This is a genomic window from Mycoplasma sp. 3341, from assembly GCF_051549855.1.
GTDB lineage: Bacteria > Bacillota_I > Bacilli_A > Mycoplasmatales > Metamycoplasmataceae > Metamycoplasma.
On the sequence record NZ_CP196080.1, the window covers coordinates 304,272 to 321,570 of the forward strand.

At 29.4% G+C, this 17,299-nt stretch carries 8 protein-coding genes; all 8 read right to left on the reverse strand.

Annotation, left to right across the window (positions count from 1 at the left end):
* Nucleotides 1–45: 45 nt before the first annotated feature.
* Nucleotides 46–867, reverse strand: coding sequence for a hypothetical protein (locus ACSH40_RS01385; RefSeq protein ID WP_438341771.1), 822 nt, complete (start codon nucleotides 865–867; stop codon nucleotides 46–48).
* Nucleotides 839–1,075, reverse strand: a complete 237-nt coding sequence (locus ACSH40_RS01390; protein ID WP_438341772.1) for a hypothetical protein — start codon at nucleotides 1,073–1,075, stop codon at nucleotides 839–841. Before ACSH40_RS01390 ends, ACSH40_RS01385 begins: the two co-directional genes overlap by 29 nt.
* Nucleotides 1,075–3,576 (reverse strand): hypothetical protein, encoded by a 2,502-nt coding sequence (locus ACSH40_RS01395; RefSeq protein ID WP_438341773.1) that lies wholly within the window; start codon nucleotides 3,574–3,576, stop codon nucleotides 1,075–1,077. Before ACSH40_RS01395 ends, ACSH40_RS01390 begins: the two co-directional genes overlap by 1 nt.
* Before the next feature lie 90 nt (nucleotides 3,577–3,666).
* A complete protein-coding gene (locus ACSH40_RS01400) occupies nucleotides 3,667–4,152 on the reverse strand; it encodes a hypothetical protein (protein WP_438341774.1) in 486 nt (161 codons plus the stop codon).
* Nucleotides 4,118–8,851, reverse strand: a complete 4,734-nt coding sequence (locus ACSH40_RS01405; protein ID WP_438341775.1) for a hypothetical protein — start codon at nucleotides 8,849–8,851, stop codon at nucleotides 4,118–4,120. The genes ACSH40_RS01400 and ACSH40_RS01405 overlap by 35 nt, the downstream gene beginning before the upstream one ends.
* On the reverse strand, nucleotides 8,839–9,576 hold the full coding sequence (locus ACSH40_RS01410; protein ID WP_438341776.1) for a hypothetical protein: 738 nt from the start codon (nucleotides 9,574–9,576) through the stop codon (nucleotides 8,839–8,841). Before ACSH40_RS01410 ends, ACSH40_RS01405 begins: the two co-directional genes overlap by 13 nt.
* 108 nt (nucleotides 9,577–9,684) lie before the next feature.
* Nucleotides 9,685–12,276, reverse strand: a complete 2,592-nt coding sequence (locus tag ACSH40_RS01415; RefSeq protein ID WP_438341777.1) for a hypothetical protein — start codon at nucleotides 12,274–12,276, stop codon at nucleotides 9,685–9,687.
* A 17-nt stretch (nucleotides 12,277–12,293) separates the two neighbouring features.
* On the reverse strand, nucleotides 12,294–17,276 hold the full coding sequence (locus tag ACSH40_RS01420; protein WP_438341778.1) for a hypothetical protein: 4,983 nt from the start codon (nucleotides 17,274–17,276) through the stop codon (nucleotides 12,294–12,296).
* Between the last annotated feature and the right edge of the window lie 23 nt (nucleotides 17,277–17,299).

Sequence of the window (17,299 nt, forward strand, 5' to 3'; positions counted from 1 at the left end):
AACACAAACCCCAGCCAGATGTTAGGCTAGGGTTTTTTTAATTTTCTATGCAAAAAATAAAGCTATGTTATGTACTGTTATAATTAATTTTTCTTTTTCTGTTTCATCTAAATTCTTATCATATCACTGCAAAAATTCAAAGTCATATGATCAATCGTTAACATCATTTAAATTAAAATGTTCTAACAACAAGTAAGCTATCATTTCTAAGTTTAAATTGTAACTGGCAATCGATTTATTAGAATTGTTTAGATCAAATACAAGCTTTAACACATTGTAAAATTGCTGTTTAAATTTTTGATTGTCACTAAAATCGAATTCCGCGTAGCAATTTAGCTCTTTAGCAATTTGGATAATAATCTTTTTGAAAGTATCAAAATTGACGTTTTTAGTTTTATTTTCAAAAGGTTTGTTTAATTGATTTTCATCAAAAACAGGTACAAGCGTATACATTTTCTTTTTTAACAGAAATAGTTCGCCATTTTGATACTTCTTGATCTGATCTGAATTAGCCCTTTTAAATTCAACTAAACTTACATCATTATTTTCTTTATCAATCAAAAATGAAACATTCTTAAGCATTACTATGTAGGAAGCTTTTTGTCCTTTTTTAACATAGTAGCCACGTTTTTTTCAACCTTCAAAATCATCATGAACTAAACCTTTGCTTTGATATTTTTCAAGCAGTCAAATATTAATTAAATCGTAAGGTAATAAGTGTGAAAGATATTTTAAAGATGCTATCAAGTTTTGTTTTGAGCTAAAAAAATGATTATTTTTCTTTTTAGCATAATCAATAGCGTCACTAACTTCTTTGCTAACTTGGTAATTTGCAAAATTAGATGTTGTAATGGACTGGAAATACATAATTTTCCTTGGCAGCTTCGTTAGTTCACTTATATGTTACATCTTTTGTTTTAATTTCTCCGCTTTGTGATGTTGCCATTTTACCTATACCAATCAGTGAAGATATTAAGTTTATTCCAAGCGGTATCAGTGTAGTAAGAACTGTTATCAAGCTTCCAACTTGAATTTTTGCTGCATTTGTGTCACTTATTTCTTTGAAATTATTCATTAATGGTATGGTCCTTTTGGTCTTCCTCTAACTTTTGGTGGATTTTGCATTGTACTTAGTCTAAGACTACTTAAAAATGAAAAATCATTTGAAATATGTCTATTAATGCCATCGATTAATTGATTAGCAGTGGTAATGCCATATCCTTTTGATAAACTTGATTTATTTGCTTTAATATTTTGTGCTAGTGTTTTTATTTTGTCATCCATAGCGTTTACTTCATAGTAAGAAGTGTTGTAATATTTTCTCAATGCATCACTAAAATCGCCATCCAATTTTATGAAAATACTTTCATTGCCGTCAAATTGATTCAATGTGTATATTTCGTATGCTCTAGCATTAATTCCACTAAATGAGTTAGAACTTAAATTGTTGTGGAAGCCAATATATCTATTGATATCGTTTAAATATAATTTTCATGTTTGAAATTTAGCATCTATTATTGCCTTAGCTCACTTGCTTTGGGCACGAAGCAATAAACTTTCTACTGACTGAATTTTAGTTTTTAATTCAGCAATACTTGTGGCAAGTTGTTCTTTTTCCTTAATTAATGATTGAACTTGTTTTGTTAATTCTGTTTCTTTGTTGGTTAAAAGTTGAATTTTTTGATTTTGTGTCTCTATAAGTGCTTTCTTGTTTTCTATTTCACTTAAAGCGAGTTTTAAGTCATCATTTGATTTGTTAAATTTAGCAGTCATTTCTGAAAGTTGTTTTTTGTATTTTACTAAATCACCATTTTCAACTCTTAACTTACTTATGTCGTCTTTTAAATTTCGGATTATTAATTCATTTTGACTTATTGTACGTTCTTTAGATTTTACATCTTGTTTTAAGCCAATAATTTCAGATCTTGCAACAGATAAGTCCCGGCTTATTTTGTTTAAGTTACCTTGTGATGTAGTAAGCAAGTTTTGGTTATTAGTTATAGTTTGTTGAAGAAATCCGATTTTTTGATTAAGTTTTGCTGCTTCGTCTCTTAATTCCAAGATAGTCTGACGATGTTTAAAATAAACATCAACAACGTTTCAATTCAAAAGATTGTAAGATTTTAATCATGACTCAAAATTCAACATCATAGTCTCGGATTTCGTTATCATTTTTTCCTTTTGAATGAATTTATTTTCATTTATCATGGCTTGCACGTCACTTTTGAATGTTTTTAAAAATGCTATAAATGTTTCAGTATTACCATAAAAGTCTTTAAGTTTTTCAAAACTTGAGCCTTTGAAAATTTCTTTAGCAGATGCGAACGTGGTTTCAACATTTATTAGCATTTTCTCAATTATTGCCTTAATTACTAAAACATATGCTTTTGCGTTTTCTGTGTATTTTGAATTGTCTGCTTTAAGTTGAGTAATTAAAATATTGAGCTTCGTTGTTTCTGATTCATGCAACTCATTTATCTTCTTAATTGCTTCTTCATTTTCTTTTTGTAAAGCTATCAAATTATTGTTTAAACCAAAATTAGCGTTGTTTAATTCGTCTATTTTCGTATTCAAAGCTCCTAACATACTTTTATACTTATCTTCAGTTTGTTTTTTGTCTTCAATAGCTGAAGCTATTTTTTCGGTCAAAATGCTTTTTTCATTATTTAAAGATTCCACTTGTTTGTTCAGTGATGAAATGTTCTTTTTATTGCGTTCATTTTCGTTTGTAATAACATCAATACGCGACTCATAGATTTGTCTTTCTCTATCACGTTGTTCATTTAAGGTATTGTTTCTTGCTTGTAATTCATTTTTTTCAGCCGCATATTTAGCATTCAAACCATTTAAAACGTTTTGTAATCTAAGTATTTCTTCATCTAAAACTTGTTTATTAGTTATAAGCTTAGCATTGTACTCAGCAAGATTTTGATTGTATTTTTCAGTAAGTAGAACATAATCTTTTTTGTATTGTTCCAATTGATTTACTAATTGACTTATCTGTTTATCGGACATTAATTTAGCTTCTGTTGCAGATTTAGTTAAGTCATTTTTAACGTTTTCTATTTCTTGTTGATATTTTTGAACTTCACTTTTGCTTTTTGACAAAGCAACTAATAAGTTTTGCTTTTGTGTTTTTAAATCTTCTAGCGATGAATTTTGTGTTGAAATTTTGCTGTTCGATTCAAGCAACGTTTTGTTTATTTGTAAATTTTCTAATTCTAATTTCTTTACTAATTGTGTCAAAGATTGTAATTTTTCACTAAGAGCAATTTTTTGATTTTCGTCAGAAGAAGCATTTTGCTTGAATGATTCTATTTGTTCTAAAAGTGCATTGTTATGATTTTGTTTTTCAATTAAAAGCTTATTTAAGTCATTTAATTCAGTTCTTAAATCCGTTATTTTTTCATTGCTTTTGCGCAACGTTGACTTTTTTTGTACTTGTGTAATAGCACTAATTGTAAATGTTGTTACACTTGCACATGCCATTAAGCCTAAGGCGATAAATGCAAATATTTTTTTGCGATCTTTGGGATTTGTTCTTGTGTTTTTGTAAATATTTGCAGCACTCTGCATTTTCCTCCTTTCACTTATTAAAGTAAAAAATGAAACCAATTTTAAAAATAAAAAACACTCCAAGTAATTTTGGAGTGTCACGTTGAAGTATTATTGAATTTGGGTTTTGAATTTAATTAATCCAGCATTATATAAAATTGATTTTTTAGTAGGATCGTCAGTAACGTGTGTGTTTTTAGGATTGTCAGGATCTGATCACACTAATTTTCCACTCATATCGTTTTTGAAAACTTTGAATGAATTATATTTTCCAGCAGCATCTTGTATTGTTAAAACATGATCTGCATTTTCCCTTATGTCGATATATGTATCTTTTTTAGCATCATCATAGTTTCAAGATTTTGATGTTCCTAATCCCATTTGTTGCATAACATCACCTCTAGAGAAAAGAATTGCTGCATTGACTGGTGATATTGTGTGTATGGTTTTTTCACTAGTTTGTCCTGGGTAAGTAACTTTATGCTCAGTAAACATTGGTGCGTAAAATTTGCCTGTCGATCATACTGTAAAATTCTTATAGAATGTTTGATTTTCCATTCAACTATTTCAAATGTAGATTTTTTTTATCTTCTTCATTGTATTCAAAATTGAATTTGTAGTAATAAACTGTAACCGTTGGTGAATTATATTCCTTAACGTATGAGTAAGCGCTAGTTTCATCACTAGGAACGAATGCTTTGCCTAGTCCAACTAGATCATTGAATTCTGAGTCAGCTTCTGTATTTCTATAAGGAGCCGATATAAACTCTCCTGGAATCGCTTGAATTACAGTTAATTCTCTTTTATTGATATTCATTTGCATAATTTGGAATTGATGCTCTAAATATAGATATGTAGCACTGTGCCCATTATTTTGATAATTAATAAATCTAGGATTTGTGAACTTGATGTCAAACTTACTTTGATTATTGTCATAAGACGCGTCTTGTCAAATAGCATTATTTTCTTTATCAACGAAAACTTTTGTTAGTGCCTGGCTGTTAGTTGAATTTTTAATTGCTCATGCAATGTCTTCAGAAATCTTTTGCTCATATTGATCTTTGGTTAAGTTTTTGTCTCAACTTGAAGTTGCCACATCAAAGAAAGGTGTTTTTGCATCATAACCAAATTTATTATTGCTTTCAGTAAAAGGCTTGTCTTCATCAGTACCAGCATAACCACCTGCAGCCACGAAACTGACAGAAGCGTCGCCAAATTTATTTTGTGCTGGAAACTCAGAAGCCTCTTCGGAAGTTCAAAATCTTGTGTTGTCGTTTTTTATCAATGATTGCATTGAATTTTGATCATACGAATTTCACGTTCTTATACTTAACACTGGATCTACTTTTATATAGTCCGGTAAGTAGCTTGGGGTATATTCATATTTAAGTCTAAATGATATATTTCGAGAATTTGATGCGTTAGGTATTTTGTATCAAGAACCATCATCTTGTTTTACAATTTTAACTCTTACATTTTTTAAATTAAAATCAGATGGATCACTTGACTTGTCTTTTTTAGTAAATGCAAATAAATTAAATAGTGAAAGGATTTCATCATTTTCGGTGATGTCAATTTCTGTATCACCTGGTTTTGAATATTTCATCAGCGCTTGATAGAATTGCTCTCTTGTAGCAGTATTTGAAACGCTTATGGCTAAATATCTTCGACCATAGGTGTAGTCGTATTTCATTAATTTTGACATTAGTGAAGCAAAATAACTATTAAGTCGTCCATCGCTTGGATCTTGCTCATTAACTGTTCTCATCATTGTAGATAGCTGCGCTAATTTTGAAATGTCAGTTATAAATCACAATTGTTTTGAGTTATAGAATTCATTAGTTCCAGGAATTTTAGAACTTACTCAGAAGAGATTTACCAAATCACGTCATGTTCTTGTTACGTGTATTAAGTCCAAATAATTGCTATATATGCTATTAATGGAAGATTTGATACTTTCTATGTTAGCGTCATTACTATTAATGTCTTTTGTTGCGTAGATATCAGCCATTGCTTCTTTTAGTAAAGAATAATTTCTAATTTCTTCATATTTCGCACTATATTCTTTTAACAGAGTTTCTCAAAAATCATAAAAATCATTCAATGTTGAATTTGTGTTTAGCATAAGTTTTGCTAGGGTTGTAGCACTTGCATAACCACTTAGAAGTTTATCTTGCTTTAGCAAATTTGCATATTTTTGCATCGCAGGATGAATTTTTTCAACTCAAATTCTTCGTGATTCATTGAAGCCTAAAAATTTGTAAACGTCTAAATTTGGATTTTCAATATTAATCATCTTGTAAGGTTCAATTGCATAAAGCATTTCATAAGAAGCATACTCACCTAAGAAAGTAGTTTCAAATCTAAAGAATAAGCCTTGTTCAAGAGGGCTATCCGCAGTATTATCAAATAACATACTGAAAAATTCTTTTGCTTTAGACACTAAGGCATTAATTTTAGATTGAACTGCACTAATTTTTTGTTCCACAGTATCGACAAAATCACTTTCAAAAGATTTTGTTGCATCAACTGAAGCATACCCAAATACATTGAATAAACTTGCATCACTGATGTTTTGTAAATCAGTGAGTGTGCTTACTATTTCATCGTATGCATCTTGCACACCTTCATAGTCTCTTGTTTTCGAACTACTGAAAGCATCTTTGTACGTTTGAAGAAGTTTAATTTTTTCAAACATTCTGCTTTGTTCGTAATTGAAAACATCATTCATGAATTCAGTTAATTTTCTAATTCCATAGTCAAGAATTTCAGTAGTTATGAAAGAATGGTCATGGATATTTGTTGATTTAGCTTTATTAAGTCTATCTAAAACTTCATATGTAAATCCGTCAGGAATGGTTACATTTCATGTTGTTGAATCATTATTTTTAGCTTTTACATAGTCGTAAAGAGCTTGACAAGTTTCTTTTAATTTGTCAACATCATGCGAAATATTAATTGCTACTTCATTGCTTTTATCTAAAACATCACTTTTAGCCTGTTTTACTGCTTCTAGCGATAAATCACTACTGTGGAAAGTTGCACTGGCTTGCGCAACTGTTTGTTTTAGTGGTTCAATGCTTTGTTTTGTTTGCTTGCTACGAATGTATTCTTGATTTTGTCTTGTTGGTTCAAAATCAAGGAAATTTTGCGCATCAATTAAAGCTTCATCTAATTCAAATAAGGCATTTTTTAAATCAACTACAGCATTATTTTTTGCTTCGTAATCACTTTGTGCATGTTCAAAATCTTCTTCACTAGCATCGAGAGAAATATTTTTAGCTTCTAGTCATTGCGATGTTAATTTTTCCACTAATTTTGTGTTCAAGTTTTTATCTGATAATTGTTCATTACCATTAACCTTTTTGATACTTTTTACATAACTTGGTAAAAATGAGTTAGCAACTTTTTGGTATCAAGCCAATTTTTTAGTATACTCTTGTGCTTTTGCTACATCATTAGTGTTGTATAGATTTTTAGCACTAGCAATTAAGTTTGTAAATTCATCATAGAATGGTTTGATGTTTTCATTGTCATTATTAAATGCATATTTAGTTGATGAACCATCATTTTCAATTGATTTAATTACTGTTGCTAGTTGTTTTAAGGTGTCAAAAGAATCTTTAATTACTTGTAGTTGTTGATTAATAGCTTCAGAATTACTTTGACTGAATAATACACTATCATCTGTTGAAGATACATTCAGTGCCATCAATGTTTTTACACGTTCGGCAATCGTTTGACTGAATTCAGGAAGTGAATTTGCTAAGTCATTTGACTCAGCCTTTTCTAAAATTTCTTTGGCTAAATTGTAGTTTGCAAGTCTGTGATTGTGAAGTTGTTTGATTTCATTTTCTTTTTGAGATGCTGCTGTGTTTTTAGCCGAAATTTTAGCATTATCTTGGTCATCCTGATATCTTTGTTCTGGTTGTGGACTGTTAGTTCACAATGTATCGATTAATGCTTCAATATCGATGTTGTAAACTTCATTTTTATCAGTTTGTTCACCTTTTCATTGATTAATTTGTTGTGATATGGCTTTTAATGTGTTTAGCAAGGTTATTGTTGCGCTAACTCTTGCTTTTAGTTGAGGTAAAATGGCTGAGTTTTGGCTTCCGTCTTCGTTTAATGAATCTGCTTGAATGTTATCCAAAAATTGATTGATTCTTGCTTTTTGATATTTGTCTTCTAGACCTTTATATGTATAGAATTCAATACCTTCTTGAGTTTTATCACCATTTAGGATAAGTTTTGCTTGTTTAATTAAGTCTTGAAGTTCAGTCGAATCTTTCAATTCTTTTACTGCTTTAGTAAGCTCATCTTTTAGTTTTGATAGAGTAGTTGTGTCCAAATTCTGTGGCACATAATTTTCTTGAGCTTTCTTAATTAAATCTTTAACTTTATCTTTTAGACGATTAATGTGCGAATCGTCAGTATCAGTTGTTGCATTCAGTGCGTCTTGGGCATTTTTTACTTCTTTAGCAAGTTCAACTACGTTATCTTTATTTGCTTTTAAGTCATTGATAAAATCTTTAATTTTTTGAATTTCTTCGTCAGATGTTGCACCATTGTTTTTGTTAACTAACTCATCTAATTGTTGGTTAATTTTAGTTTGTGCTTCACTATCAACATCGCTTGCGTTTTCAGCTAAAGTATTTTGAAGTACTTGTCTTAAACCATTTTCTTGATTATCTATTGCATCTTTGTTTTCATCTTTGTTACTTTGTTGATCTTTTAGCGAATCATAAACTTGTTGCAGTTGTGAATTTTTTGCTTCTGTATCATCATAGTCTTTTTCAATGCTTGGTTGTGAATTTTGCAATGCTTTTGATAATGTTTGAATTGCATTTTGAAGATTTTGTTTTTGTTGACTATCTTCAGTAGCTAATCAGTCTTTTAGTTGTTTTGCGACTTTTTTCTGAGTGTTAATTAAATCTAAATACTTATCAATTTGGCCATTAATTTTATCAAAATCTTCTTGATTTAAATCGTCTTGGCTTAGTCTATTTTTTAAGTCTTCAACAAATGATTGAATACCTTTTTTGACACTGTTAATTGCATCTAAAGCTGGATTTTCGACATTAGTTGTGTCGAACTCATCTAGATTTGTTAACTTAGCTAATTTATTTAATTTGTTGTTTAGCTTATCTTTAGCAAACGCCTTTTGTATTTTATCTTTAAAACTATTTAGCGAATCTAAGGTAATCTGTGGATCAGTTTTTTGCTGTTCATAATCAGCTTTAGTTGTTTCATACAATGGGAATGAATCATTTTCATTACCGCTTACTTGTTTCAATGCTTCATTGCTTTATCTGTCTTATTAACAACGTTTGCGTCAATATCATTGATTAGATTTTGCAACTGTGTATCAATTGCTTCTTTTTTAGCTTTTAGTTCAGTAATTTTTGCATCTAATTCAGCTTTTTTGTTGGCTAGTTGTTCACTAGTTAAATCATTAGATTCCAAGTATGAACTATATTCTGCTTCTAATTGTTTGATTTCGTTTGACAAATCATGATAAATTGCTTTTTGTTGGTCATTTTGGTTGCCTAAAATAGCCTTCAAATCATCGATTGAAGATAGTAATTCAACTTTAGCTTTTGCTTCTGCTAATTTTTTATCAATTTCTGCTTTTTTATTTTGTGAATTTTCGACAGTATCATCATAAGCAAACATATTATCTGCTACTTGTTCACTTAATTTGTCAATAATTTCTTGATATTTTGTTTCTTTATTATGTTGCAAAATTCAGTTTTGTGCTTCAACTAGTGAATCATTTAGAGATTTTATTGCTTCAAATTTTTGCAGTGCATCTTTTAATTTTTCATCTGAATTGCTATTCATTAAACTTTCAAATCAGCCATCAGTGATTTTTGATTTTTCACTTTTATACTTAATTGCAACACCCACAACATAGTCTGAAGGTTTTGTGTATTTGATTTGAGCATTAACTTTGGCAATTTTATCTTTTAAAAGACTGTTTTTTGTGTCCTGTAGACGTTCTTTTAGTGAGTCTAGCAAGTTTTGAAGATTTTCAAGATTGATGTTTTCGTCGGTATTGACGTTATTAATTAAGTCATTGATTTTTTGTTTTAGTTTATCATTTTCTTCTTTTGCTTTATTTACATATTATCCGGCATCTGAATCGTTAGATACTTCATTTTCAGCATCATTTAATGATTGAGTCCCTTTTTCTAAATTACGAATCAAAGGTAAGGCTTGCTCTAAATTATCAATGTTTTTGTTAATTGCATCAACATCATCTTGTGAAAGTGATTGATTTTGAATTTTGCTGCTTAAATCATTTAATTTTTGACTTAATTTTTGATAACTTGTCAACTTTTTATCTTCTTCATCTGGATAAAGGTTGTCTAATTCTTTTTTAGCGTCTTCAGCTTTTGAAGATAAATTAGAATCGATTTTTGTACTTTGTAATTGATTGAAGGCTTGACTTAATTTGTCACTTACATCTTTGATTGCTGAAGAATCAACATTGTCATCTTTAAATAAATTATGTGAACTATTTTGAAGACTTCTAATAGCAATAATTTGTTTTTCAAGTTTTTCGTTTCCAATTGTATCTTTGAAAATTTCTTGAATGTAGTCATTGATTTTTTCATTGATTGCATCTAAATTATTTAGAGCATCAATATTTTTAGCATATGATGCTATTTTTTCATTTAAAGCATCCAAATTTTTAGCTGTTGTTTCAGTTGGTTCACCATTTCAGGCATCATTAGATAAACTATCTAATTGAGATTGATAATCATTTAGAAGTTGTAATTGCTCTTGGATGTCTTGTGAGCTTTTTCAAATTAAATCATTTTTACGATTATAAGTAATGTAAGCATTATCTGTAGTATTAGATAGATATTGTTTAATTTGACTGGCTTTTTTAATTAAAGGTAAACGTGCTAATTCTTTTAAACGACGAATGATTGCGTTTTTGTATGCTTGTGAGCTATTTGTTGTGTCAGAAGTAATGTTTTGTTGTGAGTACTCTTGATCAATGAAATCTTGAATTCTTTTCACAATGTAAGCTGAGTTTGCATCATTGTAAACTGAAGCTAAAAATTTGGCTAGTGTATCGTCCAAAGTCTTTAACATTCCTAGCAATGCTTGACGACATTTTTCTTCTAGGGCAGTACTTAATTTTTTAGCATCAGTAGGTTTTAGTTTATCGCTATTGAGGATTGAATCTAATTGTAGATACATTTCTTGCAATTGAGCGCTGAAAAGTTGTTTATTTTCTTTTGCTAAACCTAGATCAGCATAAGCATTCAAGGCGTTTAGTAGTTGTTCGATGTCATTTTTAGTTTCCTTTGCATAAACTTGTGCACTAACATCGGCTAAAACATTGTTAGCAATTTCATTAATTTGTTTGTCTAAACTTTCAGTTGTTAGATTGCTATTAATCAAATTATTTAAAGCATTTTTGTACTCATGATTTTTATCTAAACTGATTAGGTTTTGTTTTTGACTTTCATCTAAATTTTTAAGAATAGTTGAAATTTTCTTATCTAATAAGTTTAATTGTGAAAGCTGAGCACTATATTTAGCTTTCTCTTCGATAACTTTATCATATTCGGTACTTGCAACGAAGTCTTCATAAGCACTCGAATTTTGCATTTGTTCTACTTGTTTAGTTAAATGCTTAATTTGTTTTTTCTGGATCTCAAGAAATGAGGTTCAGTTATATTTAATTTCTTCAATGTTTTTAGTATTGTCAAAAACTTTTGAAACAGTGTTTTGTAAGTCAATTTTCAATTGCTCAAAATCATCTTTTGAGGTAGATGAATTTAATCGAACATTAAATGAAGAAATTAAATGCTGCAATTGTGAAGCAATTTCCTTATTTGCATCGTTATTTTTCAAATAAGAATTTAATTGATCTAAATAACCATTAATTTCATAAACTAATTGGTCAATAGATTGTTTATCTTTCTTGTAAACATTAACAATTTCTTTAGCATCATTTTTTAAAATATTGATTTCATTGTAGCTAAATGATTTTTGTACCAACTTGGCTTCAATATTATCTATTAAAGAATTGGCTTGGTTTTTAAGCGCTTGACTTGGTAAAGAGTTGATATCACTTTTTAGTGATGCTAAATAGTCACTCTCATTAGATTCAAGTACATCATTTAGTAATTTTTCTTGCTTTTCTACTGAAGTAGTGAATAAATCTTTAAAAGCCGCTAATTTTTCTTGTCTTTGTTGTACCGAAAGCGAGTTTCAGTTTGAGACAAAATTATCGATATCAGTTGAGAATTGCGGATTGTTGGCAAAATAATATGAATAAATACTTTGTTCCTGTATTCTGTTTCTTTGAGTATATAGAAAACTTTGTAGTTCAACAGTCTGATCTTGAGTTAGATTGCTATTAGTATTTTGTTGTAAATCATCGATTACACTAGAAAAGAATGAATTTTGAAAATCATTGATGGCAGTAACTTTTTCTTTGAAATTTTTATTATCATCATTTCAATAATTTTGAGCACTAGTAAGTTTTTGATTTAACTCTTCTTTTACTTCTGGACTGAAATTTCATACATCTTTGTATGTTTGAAATTGATCTTTTGACTGGTCAAAAGTTTTATAAAAGTCATTTTTATTTTTGTCAAAATCTTGCTTTTGTAAAGCTAGTGCAATTGTTGAAGATGAAACCGCTATACCTAGAAGTCCACTTAGTGATAATAATATTTTGCTTGATTTTGTCATGTTTTACCTTTCTTAAATTAGTGTAATTTCAATTTGATTTCTAGTTTGTCAATGTTTGTCTTATAAGAAGAAGTTTTATATATGGTTTCACCCTTTGGAGTAAATGCAATATCTTGAACCACTCCCTCAAAATCTGGATTGTCATGTGAAGGGTGTCACAAAGAATAAAAGCTCTTTGCAGTAAAATCACCAAATCTTTCTATGTAAGTCTCATCATTGTTCACAATTGAATCTTTAAGTAAAAGTTTGGTGTTAAAAGCATCGAGATCATTCAACAAATCTTCGGCCTTTGCCATATTTAAATACTCAGTTAATTTGTCTGCTTTGATTTGGGTTTTATAAGTTTGTGTTGTCCCATCATTTAGATGTACTGTTTTTTCTGTTGCTTCATCATCTAGAGTTCCAAAGTTATAAGTTTTGAACATTCAATTAGCAGAAGTATTAGGTTTTTTTACATAATTATTGCTGTCATTTATATATCCAGTAAGAAGATTAGTTTCTCCCTCGTCACTATTTTTATAAAGTCTATTTCCTAAATCTAAATCAAGAATTAAAACTGCTCTATCTTTAAATTCGCCTTCTTCATAATTTTTGACCTTTACCATAGGAAAGGCTATACGAAGTTTAATCATATAATCAACATATTCTGAATATTTTTTAATATTTATATCTTTAACAGTTCAATAAATATATTGATTTCCATCACTAGACACAGATGGTTTGTATGAGTCGCCATCGGATAGTGGTTCAGCCTTACTTTTTCGTAGTGTTAAAAGAAAATCGTCTTTTAACTTCAATTTTACTTTTAAATTGTCGTTTTGTGCATCTTCTCTGCTATTTGTACTTGATTCAGGATTGTTTATATTTCCATAATTTTTTACTTCTGAAGAAAATATGTCTATATTACGCTTTGCCATGTCTAAGAGTGAATATTTAGCAAATGCGCCAACATAATTATTTATAACATTTTGTGCATTTCAACCTGCTTTATTTCAGTCGAAAATTTTGCTTTTTTCTTTTGTTGTAGAACCTAAGCTTTGTTGTGTTATAAAAACTTCGTCCAAAGTATTTACTGAAATGGTTACACCGTCATAGTATTTTGCAATGTAATCTACGCCTGGATAAGATGAACTACCTTCAGGTTTTTTGTAAATGAACCTTAAATTAAATTTAATTTTCTTAGTTAAACCATCGGTTTGGTTGAATATTTTAATGTATTGAGAATCAGTTTTAGCTTTATAGAATTGAACATCAACATTATTTAGGTTAAATTTCTGATTTTCACTAGACTTTAGAATATTGAACTTATTGAACAAGTCTAAAAATTCAGTTTTATCCTTAATAGAAGCATAGTCATATTCTGGGTTAGGTTCATTAGGATCTTCAACATTTGAAGTATTTACTTGATTTCATTTCTCAACGATATCTTCAGCACAAATTCCTTCTTTTACAACGATATCGTTGTAATTTGCTTCATTTGGTTTTTGTCAGTCCGGAACGACATCTAAATAGCTAAAAATTTCATTTAGATTATCCTTGTAACCAATTCAATCTCTTAATTGCTTAATTGAATCGTATGAACTCTCAATGTTTTTCAATACCATGTCGAAAGGAGTAACGTCTTTTTGTCAGTTGGCTAAAATATCAGTTTTTAACTTTTTAACTGCATCTTTTTCTTTATATGAATTTTTAATGAAATTACTGAAATCTGGATTTCGACTAGAAATATTGTTGCTATTTTCGTATATGTTGTAAGGGCTAATATTATTAACAACTTGTGAAAATAGCAAACCAAAATTAGAATAAGTTTCAGTGTAGTCTTTGTAAATTTTTACAAGTGAATTAGCGTTGTCATTTGCACCATAAACTAGGTTGTTGAATTGTTTTTGATTTTTATAAATTTGACCAATTAGTGTTTGTAGTTTTTCTTTTACGTTGTTCATTTTTTGAACTTGGTCGCCAGTTTGTGGATACTGAGCTTGTACTGAAGTATCTGTATAATCGTTATTAGCTAGAGATGAAACAAGCGAGCTAAGTGTTTCAACAACGCTTATTGTGGCTGCATCTAGACCTTCGTTTTTAAAACTATTTAGACTTGATTCAATATCACTATATTTATTAATGCTTCTTAAGATAGTTGTAAAGTAATTTGCATACGCATCATTATTTTGTTTAGCAGCAAAATCACTTTTGAAATCACTATATTCTCTTGCTAATTTATTTAATGTACTAATGAATTTAGTATTCAGTGTTTGTAATTGTGTATCAAGTGATTTGATTTGTGCCATGTATGAATCAACTGCAGTAGTGAACACATTTTCGTAAAGGTCGCTTCCTGGTTTAACGGTTTCATCACTTAATTCTTGTGTTAGGTCAAAATTGAACTCACTTAAGAATGTGTTTAGTGAGTTTAAATCATCTTCACTTGCTTGCATAATTTTTAGCAATTGTGCTTTAGTTAAATCTTCTCAATCTTGTGGTTTTGATGTTCCCTCGACGCTATTTATTAAATCAGCAAAGTCTTTTAATCATTTATGTTCTCAATAAATTCTAGCTTTTAGACCTTGATACAATTTCAAGACATTTTGTTGGTATTTTTGTTGTAATGAGTTGTATTTTTCAGAAATTTCATTGAACGTATCCTTATCATTGATACCCTTAACTGAAGACAAGTATGTAAAATCTGGATCGCTTGAGTATTCTAGTGTTGGTCTAATATTATTTTGAAGCATTAAAACGCTCAATTTTACAAAGTTGTTTGCTAAGGTTTTAGCTTGGTTCAGTTTGGTTTGTTTTAGTTTGTGCAACAATCCTGTTTGCATATTTCTTAGTTCTTTGAATGAGGCATTTTTTCTTTTACTCATTTCGACAATCGCTTGATCGTCAGTAGTAATGCTTGGATCTGATTGCTTGATTTGTTCTAGTGTTTCAGTTGTGTGTTGAATTGCTCTTTGAATAGCTTGATTCAATTCTTCAAAAACAGCTTTCATTGTGTCATCTTGAGCATAAGTATCTTTTAGTGCATATCAAGATTGAGCAATTTGGATGTTGGCTTGCAATTTGTATGTGTCTCAGAATGCTTGATTGAATGTATGAGCATTAGCAGCATCTTTATTTACATACAATTCTGATCATGATCCATTTGTTGGAACTTCAATTTTGTAAGTATTAGGAACAAATTGAAGATATTTTAACTCTAGTTGTCTTCTAGGAATGACAATATCATAATTTTGATCGTTGACAATTAGTCGTGATTTAAGTTTTTGTAACGCTAGATCAACTATTTCATTTAATGGTGCTTTTTGTTCGTCTGATAACTTGATTTGTGGTCATGCAGTGAAATAATAGTTTTTTGAATAATATAGAGCCGGTATGTAAGCAGCTGAGATTGTTAACATTTCTTTACTTCACTCAATCAGTGTATCTTTAGAAATGTCATCATTTAATAAATTGTCAGTAATTTTATTTACTAAACCTACAACAGGAGGATTTACATCTTGGGCTGAGCCAAATAGTTTTTCAGTGTATTGTTTAATAACTTCTGAGTCAGTGAAAGCATCAGGATAAAGACTTTTTAAGTAATCATTTTGTTCTTTTACAGCTTTCACATTAGTCATAATTGCTTCATAGAAGTAGAGATTAGCATATTTATCAAAAGCATTTGCTCTAATCTCTTCAAGTTTATTGTTTAAATTATTAAAACTTGAATCACTAGGAGCTTTAGTTAGCGAATCTAAATTAGCATTTGATAATTCAGTTAAAAGGTTTTCATAGTAAGCCTTAATGTATTGTTTTGAAGCGGTTTCATTTAGGTCAACTCAATAAATTTCGTCATAACGTTCTTCAATTAAATCGAATAAGTTAGTTTGGTTTCTGTTAATAATGTCATCAGCAATGTCCTGTCTTAAAGTTGCAATATTTAAAAGTTTTGTAAAATCGTTTTCTAAAACTTTTTGAAGACTCAAAATGTAATTAACAGGTTTAACAACATCGCCTATAGCAGGTTTTTTTCAGACAGCATCAACTGGAACACTTCTTAAAATTGCATCAGCCATGTTTTTGGCATCTACTACATCTTTTACGGTTCTGTATAGTCTTGATGCTGCTACTTCTTGCTGCTTAGTAATCAATTCTTCCTGTTTGTTTAATAAATTAATTATGTCGTTGAATTTTTCAATGTAACCAATTATGTTTTCGCGACTCAATACTTCACTTGTTGCTCCTGAATACAATTTATTAACATAATTTTCAAAAGCCTCTTGCTCACCGTTTGCTGAGCCAAAATTACCAGTTCCCTCTGGATATTTAATACTATTAATTTTTTGTAAAGAAAGAAGGTAAAGTTCACGCAATCTTGTTGTTAAATCAACTAGTAATTTTAAATTTTCAATTTTTTCTTTTGAATCATAGACATCTTTGTCATTTAAATCTTTCGAACCATATAAGTCTTTTAACTGCTCATTTGCTTTATTTAGTTCGGTTAATGCTTTTTCAATCAATTGAGTTTTTTCGTGATTCTCATCTTCGACTTCAGACATTTTTTGTTGATAAAAATCGTTTGTATCTTTAACTAATTTAGCAATTTGCTTGCTATTATCAATTGAATCAATTAAATCATTTAACTTAGTGTTAACTTCAGCAGCTTGTTCATTATTTGTAATATTATTTGCATCAGTTTGCAACCCATTGAAAAGGTCGTCCATTTTTTGTTTGAAACCAGGATCTAAATTTTCAAATGAACCTTGGTCAAAATCATTTTTAGCATCTGTTACTTTGTTTGTTATATCTTCTTTGTTTTCTGGTGATGTTTTGGTTTGAATTACCGCATTATCAAGATCTTGCTTTTTATTTAATATTTCTTGCGAACTTTCATCTGTAGTTGTAGATGGTAGTGATTGTTTAATTTTATCTTCAAGATCAACAGCTTTTTGGTTATTAGTATCATTATTTTGATTTTTAAGATTTTGAATACGATCAAAAGCCTCTTTTTGTGATTTCACTAAAGAGTTTATTGCATCTAATT